Source organism: Pseudoalteromonas sp. A25, from assembly GCF_009176705.1.
Lineage (GTDB): Bacteria > Pseudomonadota > Gammaproteobacteria > Enterobacterales > Alteromonadaceae > Pseudoalteromonas.
The window spans coordinates 3,632,031-3,653,967 of the sequence record NZ_AP021846.1; the positions used below are offsets into that span (position 1 = coordinate 3,632,031).

Here is a 21,937-nt window from a genome sequence, read left to right on the forward strand (position 1 = left end):
TTAAACCGTGATAACTTTTTTCTTTTGTGTCATCGCTTGAGATGTAATTGAGGTATCAATCGCTTGCTGCTTCATTTGCGCAATATTTTCTGCTATTGCACCGATATTTTGATGCTCATATAAAGCGGCAATGGGCAACTCGAAGTCCAACAACGCACGGAGTTTCGCCATAATGCGTACCGCGTTGATTGAGTTACCTCCCAACCTAAAGAAGTTGTCTTCAATACCAATACGCTCAACCCCCAAGTTTTCTTGCCATATCTCACACAACTGAGCTTCTAGCTCATTACGAGGTGCGACATAGTCAGATACTTGAACATCTTCAATGCTCGGCAAGGCTTCTAAGTTCACTTTTCCGTTTGCAGTCAAAGGAATTGATTCCATAAACATAAAGTGACTTGGGATTTGATAACTAAACAGCTTATTGCGCAGTGCTTGCTGTAGAGACTTCTCGTTCAATTCACGACCAGAGTTAGTTACTACATAGGCAACCAATGCCGCCTCTGAGTTAACCTGTTGCAACTTAACAATGGCATGCTTGACTTCAGACAATTCCATCAGCACCTCTTCAATACCCGACAGCTCAATTCGATAACCACGGATCTTCACTTGAGCATCATCTCGTCCTATGTACTCTAAGTTTCCATCCGGCAACCAACGAACTTTGTCGCCAGTACGGTATAAAGTGGTATATCCATTGCTCAGGTCTTGCTCGCTGGCAAACGAGTTACGCACAAAGCGCGTCGCTGTCAGCTCAGGCTGATTTAGATAACCTCTTGCCAGTCCGGCACCTGAAATATACAACTCGCCTACGGCGCCTGTTGGCAGTAACGTTTTGTTTTCAGACAACACGTACACCTGACGACCATTAATTGGCTTACCGATTGGCACAGCCCCTGAGGTTGTCTGCGTACATTCGAACGTTGTCGCAAACGTCGTGCTTTCTGTAGGACCATATCCGTTTAAAATATGCATTGGACGATGTGTTTGGCTAACCAGACGATTCATAATCGCAGGGGTTAATGCTTCGCCCCCAATTATCAAGTAGCGTAGCGATGCAAACATGTCTGGTAATTGACTATAAACAGAATCAAACAGCGCTCGCGTAAGCCACAGTGTCGTAACCTGCTCTACACGCAACAGCTTCTCTATTTGCTGCGCTTCTAGTGCAAAATCACTACTCGGTACAACTAAGGTGGCACCTTGTGTCAATGCTCCCCAGACTTCTAGTGTAGCCGCGTCAAATGCAGGGTTTGCAAGCTGTGCAAATACATCTGATGCCGTTATTTGCATAAAGTCTGTATTGTTAACCAAGGACGTAACACCCTGGTGTGGGATCAACACACCTTTAGGAACACCCGTTGTGCCCGAGGTATACATCACATAGGCCAAGCTCTGTGCATTAACGTCGCTTGTTGGTTTTTCTGTTGAACATTGCTGTACATCACTGTCGTCAACCAACACTACCTTAGGCTGGTTTGAGCAATACTCTAAAACAGCTCTCATTGCTCTTGCTTGCTGAGCGTCTGTTAATACAACTGGTAGGGCACAGTCATCAACAATATGTGCTATACGCTCAATAGGGCTATCTGTTGAAATTGGTACATAGGCAGCCCCCATCTTCAATACCGCTAACATACTGACTACCATGTCAACTCTTTCGTGGTGATAGATACCCACTGCTATTGGTGACTTCTCTGTCTTTGATAGCAAGTACTGCGCACGTTGATTAGCCAGTGTGTTTAACTGAGCATAAGTTATGCTGCCTTGCGCTGTTTTAAGTGCAATTGCATCAGGCATAGCAGCAACTTGAGATTCAAATAGCTCATGGATAGTTGCATTACCAAAATCACTCTTCGCTTGATTCCATAACGACAACTGCACTTCACGCTCTTGTTCATTCACAATATCAGTGTGCAATGAGTCAATGTCATTGAGCATGCACGCCACGATACGTTTGAACAACCTTGCGTAAGTTACACCAACCCCAGTTTCATAATGGCTACGTAACGTACTCAGTGAGCCATTGATCTCATCCCTGTCTTGGTACGCTTGAATATTCAAGTTAAATGGCAAGCTATTTTCGCCTTCCCCCATGCGACTATTCAGTACACTGGTTCCATCAACTGACTTTTCCTGCCAATAATTTCTAAAGTTAGTGTAGTTAAACGACGTCACATACGGCTCTTGTCCACCGAGTACTTGTTTGATGGCCTCTACCGGGTAGAATCGCTGACTTTCAACTTGCTTGCTCATTGCGTGTACACTTGTGACAAGGTCACGCCAAGACATTTTCTGCACATCAATCGCAAATGGCAGCATATTAACGAACAAGCCCAAGATTTTTTCACTGTCTAGTGTTTCAGGTCGACCATGCAAAGACGTACCTGTTACAACTTGGTTATAGCCAGTTGCCACTGCAAGTGCCTTAACATGAGCTGTAAATAACAGTGTTTTTAAAGACACGTCTAGTTCACTTGTAAGCGCTCTAAGTGCACTGGCTTGCTCTGCTGAAATAGAGAAACTTGCATAGTCCGTGTCTGTTCCCGTCAGCATTTCTATATCCTGATGTTGTTCAGGCAATAGATTAACCGCACGCGCCTCTGTACCACTTAATGTCTCTTTCCAGAACTGCGCATTATCTTCATCCGCCAATACAGCTAACTCTTTGGCGATGTAGTCACGATAACAAGCTGAAATTGGTTCAACCGTTAACGAGTTTCCTTTAAGGGCTGCGTCATACTTGGACAATATTTCTGAAATAAGTGCCGCTTCACTCCAGCCATCTAAAATTGCATGATGGAAGCTCAAACTAATATAGAAGCTGTGCTCATTCACTTTATGTGCTGCAATTCTTAGCATTGGGAAATCAGCATCAGAGAACCCTTGCTGCTTCTGTTGTGTATACCAACTTCTAACGGCTTCAGCATCCTGCCCTGTCTCACTAATAAATAATGGGATCTGAGCCTGTTTGTGCACCAACTGTAGCGGTTCACTAAACTCATCACTCACAATTTGTGTGCGTAGAATTTCGTGACGAGCACCAACCGTCTCAAGCACATACGTTAAAGCGGCGCTATCAAGTGGCAACTCAACTTTATAGCTCAGCAAGTCATGGTAGACGCTGCTGTTCGCGATACGACTATGATAAATAAGTCCAAGCTGTAAACGACTTACCGGATATGCATCTTCAATATGCTCGGGCATTAAGGCTCTGTCCGCTTCACTAATCAAAGAGAATACTTCACTATCTACCGCACTTAATTCGCCCGCATCGCCGCCATCAATGGTCGCCGCTAACTCTGCTAGCGTGTCACACTCAAATAAGTCTTCTAGCGCAAAGTTAACGCCTTCCGCTTGTGCCCGTGCTGCCAGCTGGATACTCAAAATCGAGTCGCCACCAAGCTCAAAGAAGTTGTCGTAAATACTGACCGACGCCACCTCTAGTACTTCTTGCCAAATCTCACATAACTGAGCTTCTAACGCCGTACGTGGTGTGCCATCTTCTTGGTCCGATGTCCCCGCCTCTGCACTCAGTGACATGCCTTTGAGTGCTTTACGGTCTACCTTGCCATTCACATTCAGTGGTAACTCTTCCATCACCAACATGTGTTGTGGATGCATGTAGCTGGGTAGTCTATCCACTAAGTAAGCTTGGATATCAGCCTGCGTCAGCGTACTGGCCACATATGCCGCCAGCTGCTTTTGCCCGCCTACTTCATGCACTAATATCGCTGCATCGGTGATAGCTGCATGCTCACACAACGCTGATTCAATCTCACCCGGCTCGATACGGTAACCTCTGATCTTCACCTGCTGGTCAATTCGACCTAAGAACTCAATCAAGCCTGACGCGTTGAAGCACACCTTATCGCCTGTGCGGTACATACGTGCATCGTTGCCCACAAATGGGTCTGCAAGGAACTGCTCTGCCGTTTTACTCGACTCACCCAAGTAACCTTGTGCAAGCGCTGCACCACCGATGAACAATTCACCCGGTGTGCCCGGTGCGACTGGGTTTAACTCACTGTCTAAGATGTAACATAGCGTGTTGTCCAGTGGCTTACCGATTGGCACCGACTGACCCTCATCCCAGCTTTGCATCGCATAGAAACAGGTAAATGTCGTCGCTTCTGTGGGGCCATAACCATTCACTAAGCACTCACTCCACGGCGCCGCTAGGTACGTCGCCACATGACGAGGTGACAATGCGTCGCCCCCGGCCACTAAGGCCCGTAGACCTTTCAGTGCTTCTAGTTTTTCATCAACAACCACATGGAATAGCGACGCCGTTAGCCACAAGACACTCACCTGATGGCGCGCAAGCTCTTGTTCAATACGCTCAACCGTAACTTTGCCCGCATCTGCCACGGCCACCGTCGCACCATTTAATAGTGCACTCCAAATCTCAAAGCTAGATGCATCGAATACCAGTGGAGCAAGTTGCAACAACACATCGTCTGACTCAATCGCCAATTCACTGCGGTTTGCCGCCAGTCTCAGTAGACCTTGGTCAATCACTTGCACGCCTTTTGGTGTGCCTGTTGAGCCTGAGGTATACATCACATAACTGGCACTGTGAGCGTGTCGTGCACTGACACTCACTGGTGTGCTGTGCTGCGACTGTGCCACTAAGCTTGACCACGCCAGTACCTGACACACTTCTAAGCCTGCCGTTGCACATAACTCATCGGCACTGATAACACGGGTTACTTGCGCATCTTCCAGCATGAAGCGAATACGCTCCTGCGGATACTGTGCATCCACGGGCACATAACAACCACCCGCTTGTACAACCGCTAAAATAGCAAGTACCGCATCCACTGACCGTTCGAATAGCATCGCTACGCGCTCGCCCGGCTGTACACCGTGGGCCGCTAATGCGCCCGCCAAGGCTTGTGTCTGCGCTTGTAACTGTGCATAGCTATAGGTGGTGTGTGCATCTTGCAACGCAATGGCATCACCATACTTCGCCGTCACATCAGCCAGCTTGTCAACCAAGCTAATATCTTGAGCCAGCGGCGTATAAGTGCCTGACCACTGTGCTAATTGTTGCTGCTCGTGTGGCTGTAGTAATGGCTTGTCACACAGTGTTTGCGGTGCATTGAGCATCTGCATAAAGCTGTGACGATAACACGCTACAAAACGCGCTAAGTCCTGCTCGGTATAAAGACTCGTATCTGTTTCTAACATCAGGTATATCGACGACCCTGTTGGCGTCATACCCGCTTGCAAGATGAATGGGTAGTTTGAATGCTCAAAACCGGCATCCGTTACACCATCTGCACCCCGTTCGAACAGCAATGCTTCGCCAACACTTTCTTGCGCATACGCTCTAAAGTGGGTGTAGTTGAATAAGGTGCTAAAGAGCTCCTCACCATCACGCTCACGCTTTAGTGTCGCCAGAGGGTAACGGCGATGACGCCACAACTGGTGCTCTTGCTCAGCCAATTGCTTCACCCACGCTGACCAATCCAAAGCTGGGGCTTGGGTGCTAAATGGTAAGCTGTTTAGGAACAAGCCTAATAACTGATCGCCTCCCACCGCTTCTGGACGACCATTGGTTACCATGCCAGTCACCAATTGCTGTTGACCACTTAATGCATGCAACGCTCTGAGGTGTACCGCAAGCAACACGCTTTTTAGTGACACGCCCAATGAGGCCGCGTATGCCTTCGCCTGCTCAGTTTCTTGCTCCGTTACCGGTACCATGGCACGCTCAATACTCGACTCAGTATTTGCTGGTGCATTGCCTTTAAGCTTTAAGACATCTAACTGAGCAACCACTGACTGCCAGTAATGAAGCGTTTCTTCGCTTGCTAATGTCTCTTGCTCTAGCGCTATAAAGTCACGATAACTGGTTGTCAGCGCCTCTTTATTAACCAAGTTGCCTGCCAGTGCTGCCTGGTAATAGCTCACCAAATCAGACATCAGGATCGATGTACTCCAACCATCTAATAAGGCATGGTGGAAACTCAGCCCCAACACAAAGGCGTTATCTGCATGGGCAAACACCTTCGCTCTAAATACACCCGGCGATTTAAAGTCTAGGCCTTGTGCTCTTTCTTCTGCGAGCCATGCCTCCATTGCTGCCTGACGTGTTGCCAGATCCCAGCCTTGCTGATATTCAGTGGTTAACGGTACTTCAACTTGCTCATACACTAACTGCAGAGGCTGTGAGTACTGACCAAAATCAAACGCGGTGCGCAAGATCTCATGGCGCGCCATCAAGGCCGACATTGCCTGTGCAAATGCCGTTTCGTTGTACGCTAAACGCACTGTGTGCGTCATAATGTCGTGATAAGCCGACTCTTCTCGCTCACGCTCAGAGTGATACAACATACCCAACTGAGTTTGTGCAATCGGATATGCATCCACCACACCGACAGGTAGCTTCGCTCTGTCCGCATCCGTAATTAAACTAAATGCGTCGGTGCGCGTATCTTTAAGCTCACTGGCCTCGCCGCCATCAATGGTCGCCGCTAACTCTGCTAGCGTGTCACACTCAAATAAGTCTTCTAGCGCAAAGTTAACGCCTTCCGCTTGTGCCCGTGCTGCCAGCTGGATACTCAAAATCGAGTCGCCACCAAGCTCAAAGAAGTTGTCGTAAATACTGACCGACGCCACCTCTAGCACTTCTTGCCAAATCTCACATAACTGCGCTTCTAACGCCGTACGAGGTGTGCCATCTTCTTGCTCCGATGTCCCCGCTTCTGCACTCAATGACATGCCTTTGAGTGCTTTACGGTCTACCTTGCCATTCACATTCAGTGGTAACTCTTCCATCACCAACATGTGTTGTGGATGCATGTAGCTGGGTAGTCTATCCACTAAGTAAGCTTGGATATCAGCCTGCGTCAGCGTACTGGCCACATATGCCGCCAGCTGCTTTTGCCCGCCTACTTCATGCACTAATATCGCTGCATCGGTGATAGCAGCATGCTCACACAACGCTGATTCAATCTCACCCGGCTCGATACGGTAACCTCTGATCTTCACCTGCTGGTCAATTCGACCTAAGAACTCAATCAAGCCTGACGCGTTGAAGCACACCTTATCGCCTGTGCGGTACATACGTGCATCGTTGCCCACAAATGGGTCTGCAAGGAACTGCTCTGCCGTTTTACTCGGCTCACCCAAGTAACCTTGTGCAAGCGCTGCACCACCGATGAACAATTCACCCGGTGTGCCCGGTGCGACTGGGTTTAACTCACTGTCTAAGATGTAACATAGCGTGTTGTCCAGTGGCTTACCGATTGGCACCGACTGGCCCTCATCCCAGCTTTGCATCGCATAGAAACAGGTAAATGTCGTCGCTTCTGTGGGGCCATAACCATTCACTAAGCACTCACTCCACGGCGCCGCTAGGTACGTCGCCACATGACGCGGTGACAATGCGTCGCCCCCGGCCACTAAGGCCCGTAGACCTTTCAGTGCTTCTAGTTTTTCATCAACAACCACATGGAATAGCGACGCCGTTAGCCACAAGACACTCACCTGATGGCGCGCAAGCTCTTGCTCAATACGCTCAACCGTGACTTTGCCCGCGTCTGCCACGGCCACCGTCGCACCATTTAATAGTGCACTCCAAATCTCAAAGCTAGATGCATCGAATACCAGTGGAGCAAGTTGCAACAACACATCGTCTGACTCAATCGCCAATTCACTGCGGTTTGCCGCCAGTCTCAGTAGACCTTGGTCAATCACTTGCACGCCTTTTGGTGTGCCTGTTGAGCCTGAGGTATACATCACATAACTGGCACTGTGAGCGTGTCGTGCACTGACACTCACTGGTGTGCTGTGCTGCGACTGTGCCACTAAGCTTGACCACGCCAGTACCTGACACACTTCTAAGCCTGCCGTTGCACATAACTCATCGGCACTGATAACACGGGTTACTTGCGCATCTTCCAGCATGAAGCGAATACGCTCCTGCGGATACTGTGCATCCACGGGCACATAACAACCACCCGCTTGTACAACCGCTAAAATAGCAAGTACCGCATCCACTGACCGTTCGAATAGCATCGCTACGCGCTCGCCCGGCTGTACACCGTGGGCCGCTAATGCGCCCGCCAAGGCTTGTGTCTGCGCTTGTAACTGTGCATAGCTATAGGTGGTGTGTGCATCTTGCAACGCAATGGCATCACCATACTTCGCCGTCACATCAGCCAGCTTGTCAACCAAGCTAATATCTTGAGCCAGCGGCGTATAAGTGCCTGACCACTGTGCTAATTGTTGCTGCTCGTGTGGCTGTAGTAATGGCTTGTCACACAGTGTTTGCGGTGCATTGAGCATCTGCATAAAGCTGTGACGATAACACGCTACAAAACGCGCTAAGTCCTGCTCGGTATAAAGACTCGTATCTGTTTCTAACATCAGGTATATCGACGACCCTGTTGGCGTCATACCCGCTTGCAAGATGAATGGGTAGTTTGAATGCTCAAAACCGGCATCCGTTACACCATCTGCACCCCGTTCGAACAGCAATGCTTCGCCAACACTTTCTTGCGCATACGCTCTAAAGTGGGTGTAGTTGAATAAGGTGCTAAAGAGCTCCTCACCATCACGCTCACGCTTTAGTGTCGCCAGAGGGTAACGGCGATGACGCCACAACTGGTGCTCTTGCTCAGCCAATTGCTTCACCCACGCTGACCAATCCAAAGCTGGGGCTTGGGTGCTAAATGGTAAGCTGTTTAGGAACAAGCCTAATAACTGATCGCCTCCCACCGCTTCTGGACGACCATTGGTTACCATGCCAGTCACCAATTGCTGTTGACCACTTAATGCATGCAACGCTCTGAGGTGTACCGCAAGCAACACGCTTTTTAGTGACACGCCCAATGAGGCCGCGTATGCCTTCGCCTGCTCAGTTTCTTGCTCCGTTACCGGTACCATGGCACGCTCAATACTCGACTCAGTATTTGCTGGTGCATTGCCTTTAAGCTTTAAGACATCTAACTGAGCAACCACTGACTGCCAGTAATGAAGCGTTTCTTCGCTTGCTAATGTCTCTTGCTCTAGCGCTATAAAGTCACGATAACTGGTTGTCAGCGCCTCTTTATTAACCAAGTTGCCTGCCAGTGCTGCCTGGTAATAGCTCACCAAATCAGACATCAAGATAGATGTACTCCAACCATCTAATAAGGCATGGTGGAAACTCAGCCCCAACACAAAGGCGTTATCTGCATGGGCAAACACCTTCGCTCTAAATACACCCGGCGATTTGAAATCTAGGCCTTGTGCTCTTTCCTCTGCGAGCCATGCCTCCATTGCCGCCTGACGTGTTGCCAGATCCCAGCCTTGCTGATATTCAGTGCTTAACGGTACTTCAACTTGCTCATACACTAACTGCAGAGGCTGTGAGTACTGACCAAAATCAAACGCGGTGCGCAAGATCTCATGGCGCGCCATCAAGGCCGACATTGCCTGTGCAAATGCCGTTTCGTTGTACGCTAAACGCACCGTGTGCGTCATAATGTCGTGATAAGCCGACTCTTCTCGCTCACGCTCAGAGTGATACAACATACCCAACTGAGTTTGTGCAATCGGATATGCATCCACCACACCGTCAGGTAGCTTCGCTCTGTCCGCATCCGTAATTAAGCTAAATGCGTCGGTGCGCGTATCTTTAAGCTCACTGGCCTCGCCGCCATCAATGGTCGCCGCTAACTCTGCTAACGTGTCACACTCAAATAAGTCTTCTAGCGCAAAGTTAACGCCTTCCGCTTGTGCCCGTGCTGCCAGCTGGATACTCAAAATCGAGTCGCCACCAAGCTCAAAGAAGTTGTCGTAAATACTGACCGACGCCACCTCTAGCACTTCTTGCCAAATCTCACATAACTGAGCTTCTAACGCCGTACGTGGTGTGCCATCTTCTTGGTCCGATGTCCCTGCCTCTGCACTCAGTGACATGCCTTTGAGTGCTTTACGGTCTACCTTGCCATTCACATTCAGTGGTAACTCTTCCATCACCAACATATATTGTGGATGCATATAGCTTGGTAAACGCTGTGCTAGAAATACATTGATCTGCGCATGCGTCAGCGTACTGGCCACATATGCCGCCAGCTGCTTTTGCCCGCCCACTTCATGCACTAATATCGCTGCATCGGTGATAGCTGCATGCTCACACAACGCTGATTCAATCTCACCCGGCTCGATACGGTAACCTCTGATCTTCACCTGCTGGTCAATTCGACCTAAGAACTCAATCAAGCCTGACGTGTTGAAGCACACCTTATCGCCTGTGCGGTACATACGTGCATCGTTGCCCACAAATGGATCTGCAAGGAACTGCTCTGCCGTTTTACTCGGCTCACCCAAGTAACCTTGTGCAAGTGCTGCACCACCGATGAACAATTCACCCGGTGTGCCCGGTGCGACAGGGTTTAACTCACTGTCTAAGATGTAACATAGCGTGTTGTCCAGTGGCTTACCGATTGGCACCGACTGGCCCTCATCCCAGCTTTGCATCGCATAGAAACAGGTAAATGTCGTCGCTTCTGTGGGGCCATAACCATTCACTAAGCACTCACTCCACGGCGCCGCTAGGTACGTCGCCACATGACGCGGTGACAATGCGTCGCCCCCGGCCACTAAGGCCCGTAGACCTTTCAGTGCTTCTAGTTTTTCATCAACAACCACATGGAATAGCGACGCCGTTAGCCACAAGACACTCACCTGATGGCGCGCAAGCTCTTGCTCAATACGCTCAACCGTGACTTTGCCCGCGTCTGCCACGGCCACCGTCGCACCATTTAATAGTGCACTCCAAATCTCAAAGCTAGATGCATCGAATACCAGTGGAGCAAGTTGCAACAACACATCGTCTGACTCAATCGCCAATTCACTGCGGTTTGCCGCCAGTCTCAGTAGACCTTGGTCAATCACTTGCACGCCTTTTGGTGTGCCTGTTGAGCCTGAGGTATACATCACATAACTGGCACTGTGAGCGTGTCGTGCACTGACACTCACTGGTGTGCTGTGCTGCGACTGTGCCACTAAGCTTGACCACGCCAGTACCTGACACACTTCTAAGCCTGCCGTTGCACATAACTCATCGGCACTGATAACACGGGTTACTTGCGCATCTTCCAGCATGAAGCGAATACGCTCCTGCGGATACTGTGCATCCACGGGCACATAACAACCACCCGCTTGTACAACCGCTAAAATAGCAAGTACCGCATCCACTGACCGTTCGAATAGCATCGCTACGCGCTCGCCCGGCTGTACACCGTGGGCCGCTAATGCGCCCGCCAAGGCTTGTGTCTGCGCTTGTAACTGTGCATAGCTATAGGTGGTGTGTGCATCTTGCAACGCAATGGCATCACCATACTTCGCCGTCACATCAGCCAGCTTGTCAACCAAGCTAATATCTTGAGCCAGCGGCGTATAAGTGCCTGACCACTGTGCTAATTGTTGCTGCTCGTGTGGCTGTAGTAATGGCTTGTCACACAGTGTTTGCGGTGCATTGAGCATCTGCATAAAGCTGTGACGATAACACGCTACAAAACGCGCTAAGTCCTGCTCGGTATAACGACTTGTATCTATTTCAAGCGTCATATAGATGTTGTCGCCCGTGGGCGTCATACCCGCTTGCAAGATGAATGGGTAGTTTGAATGCTCAAAACCGGCATCCGTTACACCATCTGCACCCCGTTCGAACAGCAATGCTTCGCCAACACTTTCTTGCGCATACGCTCTAAAGTGGGTGTAGTTGAATAAGGTGCTAAAGAGCTCCTCACCATCACGCTCACGCTTTAGTGTCGCCAGAGGGTAACGGCGATGACGCCACAACTGGTGCTCTTGCTCAGCCAATTGCTTCACCCACGCTGACCAATCCAAAGCTGGGGCTTGGGTGCTAAATGGTAAGCTGTTTAGGAACAAGCCTAATAACTGATCGCCTCCCACTGTCTCTGGACGACCATTGGTTACCATGCCAGTCACCAATTGCTGTTGACCACTTAGTGCATGCAACGCTCTGAGGTGTACCGCAAGCAACACACTTTTTAGTGACACGCCCAATGAGGCCGCGTATGCCTTCGCCTGCTCGGTCTCCTTTTCATTGATCCCCAAGTCTTGTCTTACAATTTCAGCTTTATCTTGTGCTTTGGCATGACCTATCAGCTGCATTGGTTCGAGCTTTGAGATCACTTGTTGCCAGTAACTCTGAGTTTCTTCACTTGTAAGTGCTTCACGCTCTAACCCTATAAAGTCACGATAACTGGTTGTCAGTGCCTCTTTATTGACCAAGTTGCCTGCCAGTGCTGCCTGGTAATAGCTCACCAAATCAGACATTAGGATCGATGTACTCCAACCATCTAATAAGGCATGGTGGAAACTCAGCCCCAACACAAAGGCGTTATCTGCATGGGCAAACACCTTCGCTCTAAATACACCCGGCGATTTGAAATCTAGGCCTTGTGCTCTTTCCTCTGCGAGCCATGCCTCCATTGCCGCCTGACGTGTTGCCAGATCCCAGCCTTGCTGATATTCAGTGGTTAACGGTACTTCAACTTGCTCATACACTAACTGCAGAGGCTGTGAGTACTGACCTATATCAAACGCGGTGCGCAAGATCTCATGGCGCGCCATCAAGGCCGACATTGCCTGTGCAAATGCCGTTTCGTTGTACGCTAAACGCACCGTGTGCGTCATAATGTCGTGATAAGCCGACTCTGCTCGCTCACGCTCAGAGTGATACAACATACCCAACTGAGTTTGTGCAATCGGATATGCATCCACCACATCGGCAGGTAGCTTCGCTCTGTCCATATCCGTAATTAAGCTAAATGCGTCGGTGCGCGTATCTTTAAGCTCACTGGCCTCGCCGCCATCAATGGTCGCCGCTAACTCTGCTAACGTGTCACACTCAAATAAGTCTTCTAGCGCAAAGTTAACGCCTTCCGCTTGTGCCCGTGCTGCCAGCTGGATACTCAAAATCGAGTCGCCACCAAGCTCAAAGAAGTTGTCGTAAATACTGACCGACGCCACCTCGAGCACTTCTTGCCAAATCTCACATAACTGCGCTTCTAACGCCGTACGAGGTGTGCCATCTTCTTGCTCCGATGTCCCCGCTTCTGCGCTCAATGACATGCCTTTGAGTGCTTTACGGTCTACCTTGCCATTCACATTCAGTGGTAACTCTTCCATCACCAACATGTGTTGTGGATGCATGTAGCTTGGTAGTCTATCCACTAAGTAAGCTTGGATATCAGCCTGCGTCAGCGTACTGGCCACATATGCCGCCAGCTGCTTTTGCCCGCCCACTTCATGCACTAATATCGCTGCATCGGTGATAGCAGCATGCTCACACAACGCTGATTCAATCTCACCCGGCTCGATACGGTAACCTCTGATCTTCACCTGCTGGTCAATTCGACCTAAGAACTCAATCAAGCCTGACGCGTTGAAGCACACCTTATCGCCTGTGCGGTACATACGTGCATCGTTGCCCACAAATGGGTCTGCAAGGAACTGCTCTGCCGTTTTACTCGGCTCACCCAAGTAACCTTGTGCAAGCGCTGCACCACCGATGAACAATTCACCCGGTGTGCCCGGTGCGACTGGGTTTAACTCACTGTCTAAGATGTAACATAGCGTGTTATCCAGTGGCTTACCGATTGGCACCGACTGACCCTCATCCCAGCTTTGCATCGCATAGAAACAGGTAAATGTCGTCGCTTCTGTGGGGCCATAACCATTCACTAAGCACTCACTCCACGGCGCCGCTAGGTACGTCGCCACATGACGCGGTGACAATGCGTCGCCCCCGGCCACTAAGGCCCGTAGACCTTTCAGTGCTTCTAGTTTTTCATCAACAACCACATGGAATAGCGACGCCGTTAGCCACAAGACACTCACCTGATGGCGCGCAAGCTCTTGCTCAATACGCTCAACCGTGACTTTGCCCGCGTCTGCCACGGCCACCGTCGCACCATTTAATAGTGCACTCCAAATCTCAAAGCTAGATGCATCGAATACCAGTGGAGCAAGTTGCAACAACACATCGTCTGACTCAATCGCCAATTCACTGCGGTTTGCCGCCAGTCTCAGTAGACCTTGGTCAATCACTTGCACGCCTTTTGGTGTGCCTGTTGAGCCTGAGGTATACATCACATAACTGGCACTGTGAGCGTGTCGTGCACTGACACTCACTGGTGTGCTGTGCTGCGACTGTGCCACTAAGCTTGACCACGCCAGTACCTGACACACTTCTAAGCCTGCCGTTGCACATAACTCATCGGCACTGATAACACGGGTTACTTGCGCATCTTCCAGCATGAAGCGAATACGCTCCTGCGGATACTGTGCATCCACGGGCACATAACAACCACCCGCTTGTACAACCGCTAAAATAGCAAGTACGGCGTCGATAGAGCGGTCAAACAATATGCCCACACGCTCGCCCGGTTGCACACCTTGGGCCGCTAATGCGCCCGCCAATGATTGTGTCTGCGCTTGTAACTGTGCATAGCTATAGGTGGTGTGTGCATCTTGCAACGCAATGGCATCACCGTACTTCGCCGTCACATCAGCCAGCTTGTCAACCAAGCTGATATCTTGAGCCAGCGGCGTATAAGTGCCTGACCACTGTGCTAATTGTTGCTGCTCGTGTGGCTGTAGTAATGGCTTGTCACACAGTGTTTGCGGCGCATTGAGCATCTGCATAAAGCTGTGACGATAACACGCTACAAAACGCGCTAAGTCCTGCTCGGTGTAACGGCTTGTATCCACTTCTAGCGTTAAGTAAATGCTATCGCCCGCAGGCGTCATACCCGCTTGCAAGATGAATGGGTAGTTTGAATGCTCAAACAATGAATTGCTCAACCCTTCCGCACCCCGTTCAAACAGTAATGCTTCGCCAACACTTTCTTGCGCATACGCTCTAAAGTGGGTGTAGTTAAATAAGGTGCTAAAGAGCTCTTCACCATCACGCTCACGTTTTAGTGCCGCCATGGGATAGCGGCGGTGCTGCCACAACTCAAGCTCTTGCTCAGCCAGTTGCTTCACCCAGGCTGACCAATCTAAAGCTGCAGCCTGCGTGCTAAGCGGTAAACTGTTTAAGAACAAGCCTAATAACTGCTCCCCACCCACCGCTTCTGGACGACCATTGGTTACCATGCCAGTCACCAATTGCTGTTGACCACTTAGTGCATGCAACGCTCTGAGATGTACCGCAAGCAATACACTTTTTAGTGACACGCCTAATGATGCAGCAAAGTCCTTCGCCATTGCAGTTTCACTTTTAGACACGGAAACATCACAGCGCAAAATGCTCGATTTTTCACCACTTCTGGCATTGCCAGGGATAACAAGCGGCTCAAGCTCATTGCTCAGTTCGCGCCAATAGTTTTGAGAAGGCTCGTTATTGAGCTCTTTTTGCTCAAGCTCGATATAATCACGATAACAAGTCTCTATTTTTGGCAAGTTCGCCGTCTCACCAGACATCGCAGCGCCATACAATGCGACTAAGTCTGACATTAATACGGATACACTCCAGCCATCGAGTAATGCATGGTGGAAACTAAACCCAAAGACAAAAGCAGATTCATCATGTACAAACACTTGTGCACGAAATACCCCCGCCTTTTGCCAGTTTAAGCCTGCTTTTTTCTCTTGTTCAAACCAGGTATCTAATGCCTGTTGACGTGCTTCAACTGACCAACCTAACTGATCTTGCGTATCAAACGATGTATCTATGCGGTCAAATACCAGCTGTAGAGGTTGTAAATAATCACCAACGTTAAACGCTGTTCTTAATATTTCATGGCGCTCTACCAATGCCATGAACGCTTTAGTAAATGCACCTTCGTGATAGGGCATACGAATGGTATGCGTCATGATGTCATGATAAGCAGATTCTTCTCGTCCTCGGTCTGAGTGGTAAAGCATACCCAACTGCGTTTGAGCGATAGGATAAGCATCCACAACACCTTGCGGCATACGCACACGATCTTGCTCGGCAATTAAAGAAAACGCCGTGCTGCTAGTCCCACCTGAAGCACGTACTTCTCCGGAAGAGATTTTTGCAGCCAAGCTCGCAATCGATTTACAGTTCATCAAGTCCATTAAGCTAAAATCAATGCCTACAGCCCTTGCTTTTGCCGCAACTTGAATACTTAAAATCGAATCCCCACCTAACTCAAAGTAGCTATCATTTATACCGACTTTTTCGACTTTTAATATGTCTTGCCATATTTCACATAACTGCTGCTCTAGTGCCGTTGTTGGCGCAACATACGCTCGACTTCCATTGACAAAAGGCTTAGGTAACGCCGCACGGTTCAATTTACCGTTACTGGTAAGCGGTACAGCGTCGATTTGCATAATATGAGCTGGCACCATATAGGTTGGTAGTGCCTGACTCAAAGCCATATGAAGTGCGTTAACGTCAACGACTTCGCCTTCAGCGACTATGTAAGCGAGGATCCTTGCATGGCCACCTTCATTTTCAGTCACCACAATCGCTTGTTTCACAAAGTTTTGTTGCAGTAAAGCAGCTTCAATCTCACCCAGCTCAATACGATAACCACGAACTTTTATCTGATTATCATTTCGCCCTAAGTACTCTAAATCACCATTTTCTAACCAACGAACCACATCACCAGTCTTATACATGCGGTCATAACCAAGTGCTTTCATCTGTGCATCAGCAAATGGGTTTTCAACAAAACGCTCTGCCGTTAATGAGTCACGATTCAAATAGCCTTTTGCCAAACCAGCGCCACCGATATACAGCTCACCAGGGACACCTGGCGCCACCAGCTGGAGCTGCTCGTTAAGTACATAGGCTTGCATATCGCGCAGTACTTTACCGATAGTCGAAAACTCAGTAGCGTTGTGCTTATAAAGCGGGTGATAAGTCGTGTGAACCGTCGTTTCAGTAATACCATACATGTTAACTAACTGAGGCTGCGTATCACCATGATGGGCCCACCACTCTTTTAAACTAGCAGGATTTAGTTTGTCACCACCAAATATGACATAGCGTAATGACGGGAAGGCCACTTTTTGAGCTAGCGCTGCATCAGTAAACCCTTGGAATGCCCCTGGAGTTTGGTTTAATACCGTCACCGACTCTTGCAAACACAGTTTAACCACTTCAGGAAAATCTCTGATGATGTTGGCCTGTGGAATAACCAAGCGGCCACCATGTAGCAGCGCCCCCCACATTTCCCATACACTGAAGTCAAAGGTATAGGCGTGATAGAGCAGCCATACATCTTGCTCGCCAAATTGGTAATCTTCGTTAGTTGCCGCAAATAAGCGCATGACATTTTGGTGCGTTTGTAACACGCCTTTTGCTTTACCTGTTGTGCCTGACGTGTAAATAACATAAGCCACATCATTCACTGAGCTTGCTAATTGCAAGTCACTGTCGGGTTGATCATTCAGTGCATTGTTTTGGTCAACAACCACCACATCACAATGGAAGTTGCTGTCATACAACGCGTCTTCCAGTTGCGCCTGATAGGCTGTGCTAGTAATCGCAAGCTTTGCAGCGGTGTCTTCCAGAATATGGGATATCCTAGACTTAGGTAAGTCAGTATTAATCGGTACGTATGCACCGCCGGCTTTCAGCACTGCCAAAATACTCACTATTTGCTCAATACCACTTTGTTGATAAAGCAATACTAAACTTTGACTTACCATCTCAGAGCCAAACTCTTGCTCATGACGCGCTCTTAATAAATGCGCTAGACGGTTTGCACGACGATTAAGATCAGCGTACGTGACTGATTCAGTGTTTGTCGTTAAAGCGGTTGCATTTGGAGTTAACTCAACTTGCTTCTCAAAGGTGTGGTGAATGCCCATAGGCGTGTGATAGTGCTCACGCTCTGTGTGCCATTGACTGGTAATGTTGTCAAAGTCTTCCGCTAACACAAGTTGCTGTGTGCTTGTAGAGCGCTGTGCGGTAGCTTGGCAGCTTGCATCTGGATCCGCGAGTAATGCACCTATCTGCGCACTGTATATTTGAGCAAAACGGGCTCTATCAAGCTCACTATATTTACTCGCATCGGATTCAATTACCAAATACGCACGAGAGTTATCTGGCAATAAACCCGCTTGAATACTCATTGCAAAGTTTGAAGACTCATGGTCAAGTGCCAATAAGTCTTCTTCTTCACTTAACAACTGTGAAAATGCACCACGCTGAACTAAGTATTGACCGTTGCTTTGCTTTTTGTCGTAATTTCTAAAGTGCGTAAAGTTGAAGAGTATGTCGAATAACTCAGCCCCCCCTAAATCACTTTTAGTTGCCGCAAGCGGATAGCGACGATGCTTTAAAAGTTCATACTCTGTTCTTGCCACCTGCGTGATAAAGGCTTTCCAACTGATATCCGACAAGTTAACTCGAAATGCAAGTGTGTTAATAAACATACCAACGAGTTTGTCGCCATCTAATGCTTCAGGTCGGCCATTGGTTACCAAACCAGTAATAACATCCGTTCTTCCTGAAAGCAGACTCATCGCTTTCAAGTGCACAGCCATAAATACAGTTTTTAGCGTAACACCAAGCTCGCGAGCAATTTTTGCCAACTGGGCTGTTTTCTCTACATCGAGCTCAACTGAAACACGCTCCATGCCACGCCCGTTTGCTTGACCTAACGGTAAGATTTCAGTTTTTTCAGCGTCTCTTAGAGTATCTAACCAGTAGTCTTTTGATTGCGGGTTGACAAGAGCTTGCTGCTCTAGGTCGATATAGTCTTGATAGCGACAGGCAAGCTTATCATTAAACTGCCCAGCCTCTTGCTCATCAATGAGCAATGTTGCTAAATCAGAGATTAAGTTTGATGCACTCCAGCCATCGAGGATCGCATGGTGGAAACTCAAACCAAGGACAAAGCAATCATCGCTAAATACAAAAACTTTAGCTCTAAACAGGCCTGGACGATGCCATTCAAAGTCGCGATTTATTTCATCGTCAATCCATTTTTTGTGCATAGCACGCTGCTGCTGTTCATCAACAGATTGTGCAAAAGTAATATCCACTTCAGGTGTGATACGTTCATGTACCTGCTGCATGACAACTGGATAACTATCAACGTCAAAAGCGGTACGTAGAATTTCATGCTTGGCAATCACTTTCTCTAGAGCGGTATTAAAGTGCGCTTGCTCAAAAGGAATGTGAATGGTATGGCTTAAAATATCGTGATAGACGCCTTTGCCTTGCTCTACATCACTGTGATAGAGCATACCTATTTGCGCTTGACTTGCAGGGTAAATTGCAGACACGCCGTTGGGTAAAGGAAGCGTCTGATAATCAGTAAATGCAGCATCACTGTGCAACTGAGGCGTTGTAGATGGTTCGTTGTGGTAAGTTTTCGCTAAGTCTGACAGCTTGCTGTGATCAAACATATCCGCGACAGAGAAATGAAACCCCTGCTCTTCCGCCAAGCCTGCCACTTGAACACACAGTAAAGAATCACCACCGATTTCAAAAAAATCATCTTCAGCGCTGACATACTCGACACCTAGCACCGTTTGCCAAATTGTCTTCAATGCTTCAACAGGATCAAGTTCAGTAGGAGCTCGCTCACTCGATAGGTGGTTTGCTAGTTGAGCAATCGTGGGGTAATCAAAAATGTCACCAATCTCAATGGTGTACCCTTGCTCCTCTGCCAGTCCTGCAACTTGAATACAAAGAATTGAATCCCCTCCCAATTGGAAGAAATCATCGTCAACAGAGATATTTTTAACATTTAAGACATCTTGCCAAATTGTAGTAAGTAGCTGCTCTAGATCATCGCTCGGTACAACGGCTGTAGCAGCTTTGCCCGACAAGTAGCCAGATAATTGCTTAATAGTGGGAAAGTCAAACATGTCCCCAATATCCACTTTATGACCTTGAAGCTCAGCTAAACCAGCGACTTGAATGCATAAAATAGAATCACCACCGAGTTCAAAGAAATTATCTTCAAGACCGACTTCCTCCAACCCAAGCACTTCTTTCCAAATAGCTACCAGCGCAGACTCTAACGAGCTGGCACCATCTTGATTATTTATTGCCGGGCTTTGCTGTTGAGCAAAGGTATGTAGCAGTGCTTGCTTGTCTACTTTGCCGTTGAGGGTGGTTGGCCAATTACTCACTTGCTGATAAAAGTGTGGCAGCATATATTCAGGTAAGGACTGCTGCAGATGCGATTTAATATCAACATTGCTTTCATCGTCGCTGCAGTAAAATGCAATGAGCTGCTTTTGTAGCTTGTTTTCTCTGACCACGACACTGCATTTAGTAACTTGGTCTAGCTCATCAATTCTATTTTCAATTTCACCGAGTTCGATTCGATAACCACGGATCTTGACCTGATCGTCAATTCGACCCTGATAGATAATACGTCCATCCTCTAAGCGCGTTACTTTATCTCCCGTCGCATACAGTTTTTCACCTGTTGTTGAAAATGGAGATGCGATGAACTTAGCCTGTGTGTTTTCCTCATCATTGATATAACCTAGCGCTAAACCCAGGCCACCAATAAACAATTGACCCGACTCACCCTGCGCCACTTCATTCATATTTTCATCAAGAATGTAAGTAGTGGTGTTATCTAGCGCATGGCCAATAGGGAAAGTACCTTGTGCAAGTTCGGTATCAGTTTGCGTCCAGCTAGTTACCGGATAATATGTACTGAATGTAGTGGCTTCTGTTGGGCCATACCCATTGATGAGCGTTTGCTCTCCTTCAAGCGCCAAGAAACGAGCGACTCGTTTAGGAGAGATCACCTCCCCGCCTACAACTAACAGTCGTAAATTAGATAACACCTGCACATCTTGATCAGCAATAATGTGGAATAGCGTACCCGTTAGCCAAAGAACCGAGATATTATTCTGTCGTAGGTCTTCAGACAGAGTACGTAAACTCACTCGTTCTTGAGTGGATAAAACAAGTGTTGCCCCACTGAGCAATGCGCCCCAAATCTCGTAAGTTGAGGCATCAAACACGATAGGCGCTTGATGTAAAACGATATCATCGCTGCGGATAGCGAGTTCGTTATTTTGCTGCACCAAACGCAAAATTGCTTGATCAGGCACCAGCACGCCTTTTGGCTGGCCGGTTGAACCAGACGTAAAAATTACATAAGCTGCAGAGTTAGGCGTTCTTGCAGGTAGCGGCTCACTCTTGGCGGTGGAATGAGACTCTAAAAGCCCCTGCAATGACAAAGTTTTCACGACACCAAACTCAATATCAGCATCACTGATAACAAGTTTGATATCACTTGTTTGACACATAAGCGCGATGCGCTCAGATGGATAGGTTCTATCTAAAGGAACGAACACTCCTCCTGCTTTGACAATTGCCAGTACAAGACAGATCTGCTCAATTGAACGAGTCAAACATATGCCAATGGCTTGTCCGCTACATACGCCTTGTTCGACCAAAGCTTGCGCCCAGGCATCACTGGTTGCCGCAAGCTCCTTATAAGTTATTGTGTGGCTCTTATCGCTTGATTGAACTGCAACTTTATCTGGGTAACGTGATGCAATACGATCAAATGCTTCAACAATAGAATCATGATATAAGTCAAATTCAACACCTTTGTTCAAGTCAATAGATGCATCATTTGCAGTAGCGTTTTTATTTATATTTGTTCCGTTATCACTGTTCATGATAATTGAATCCTTTTCCTAATTTAATATTTTCAAAACCACCAAAAAGACCAAAAAATCAATCAATCAAGGATGGTAAAACCAACTAAACCCAGCTATAAAACCGGGGCGCACAATGAACTTTTATAAAATTCAATAAATTAGATTTAGAAATCACTAAAACCAGACAAAGGAAAAGAACCAACCAAACAAATATATGGGCGCTCTAAATCAACTCTTAATTCAACCTCTTATTTATTGTCTGGAGGTTAATGATCCGTTGATTCAAACAATAATGTTTTTCAGAGTTGCCACCAACCTGTAATAGCTGACAGCACGC

At 48.0% G+C, this 21,937-nt stretch carries 1 protein-coding gene; it reads right to left on the minus strand.

Annotated features, from left to right (window positions below; genetic code table 11):
* Complete coding sequence (locus tag GDK41_RS15710) at positions 1–21,618, minus strand: non-ribosomal peptide synthetase (RefSeq protein ID WP_152087282.1); 21,618 nt, start codon at positions 21,616–21,618, stop codon at positions 1–3.
* Between the last annotated feature and the right edge of the window lie 319 nt (positions 21,619–21,937).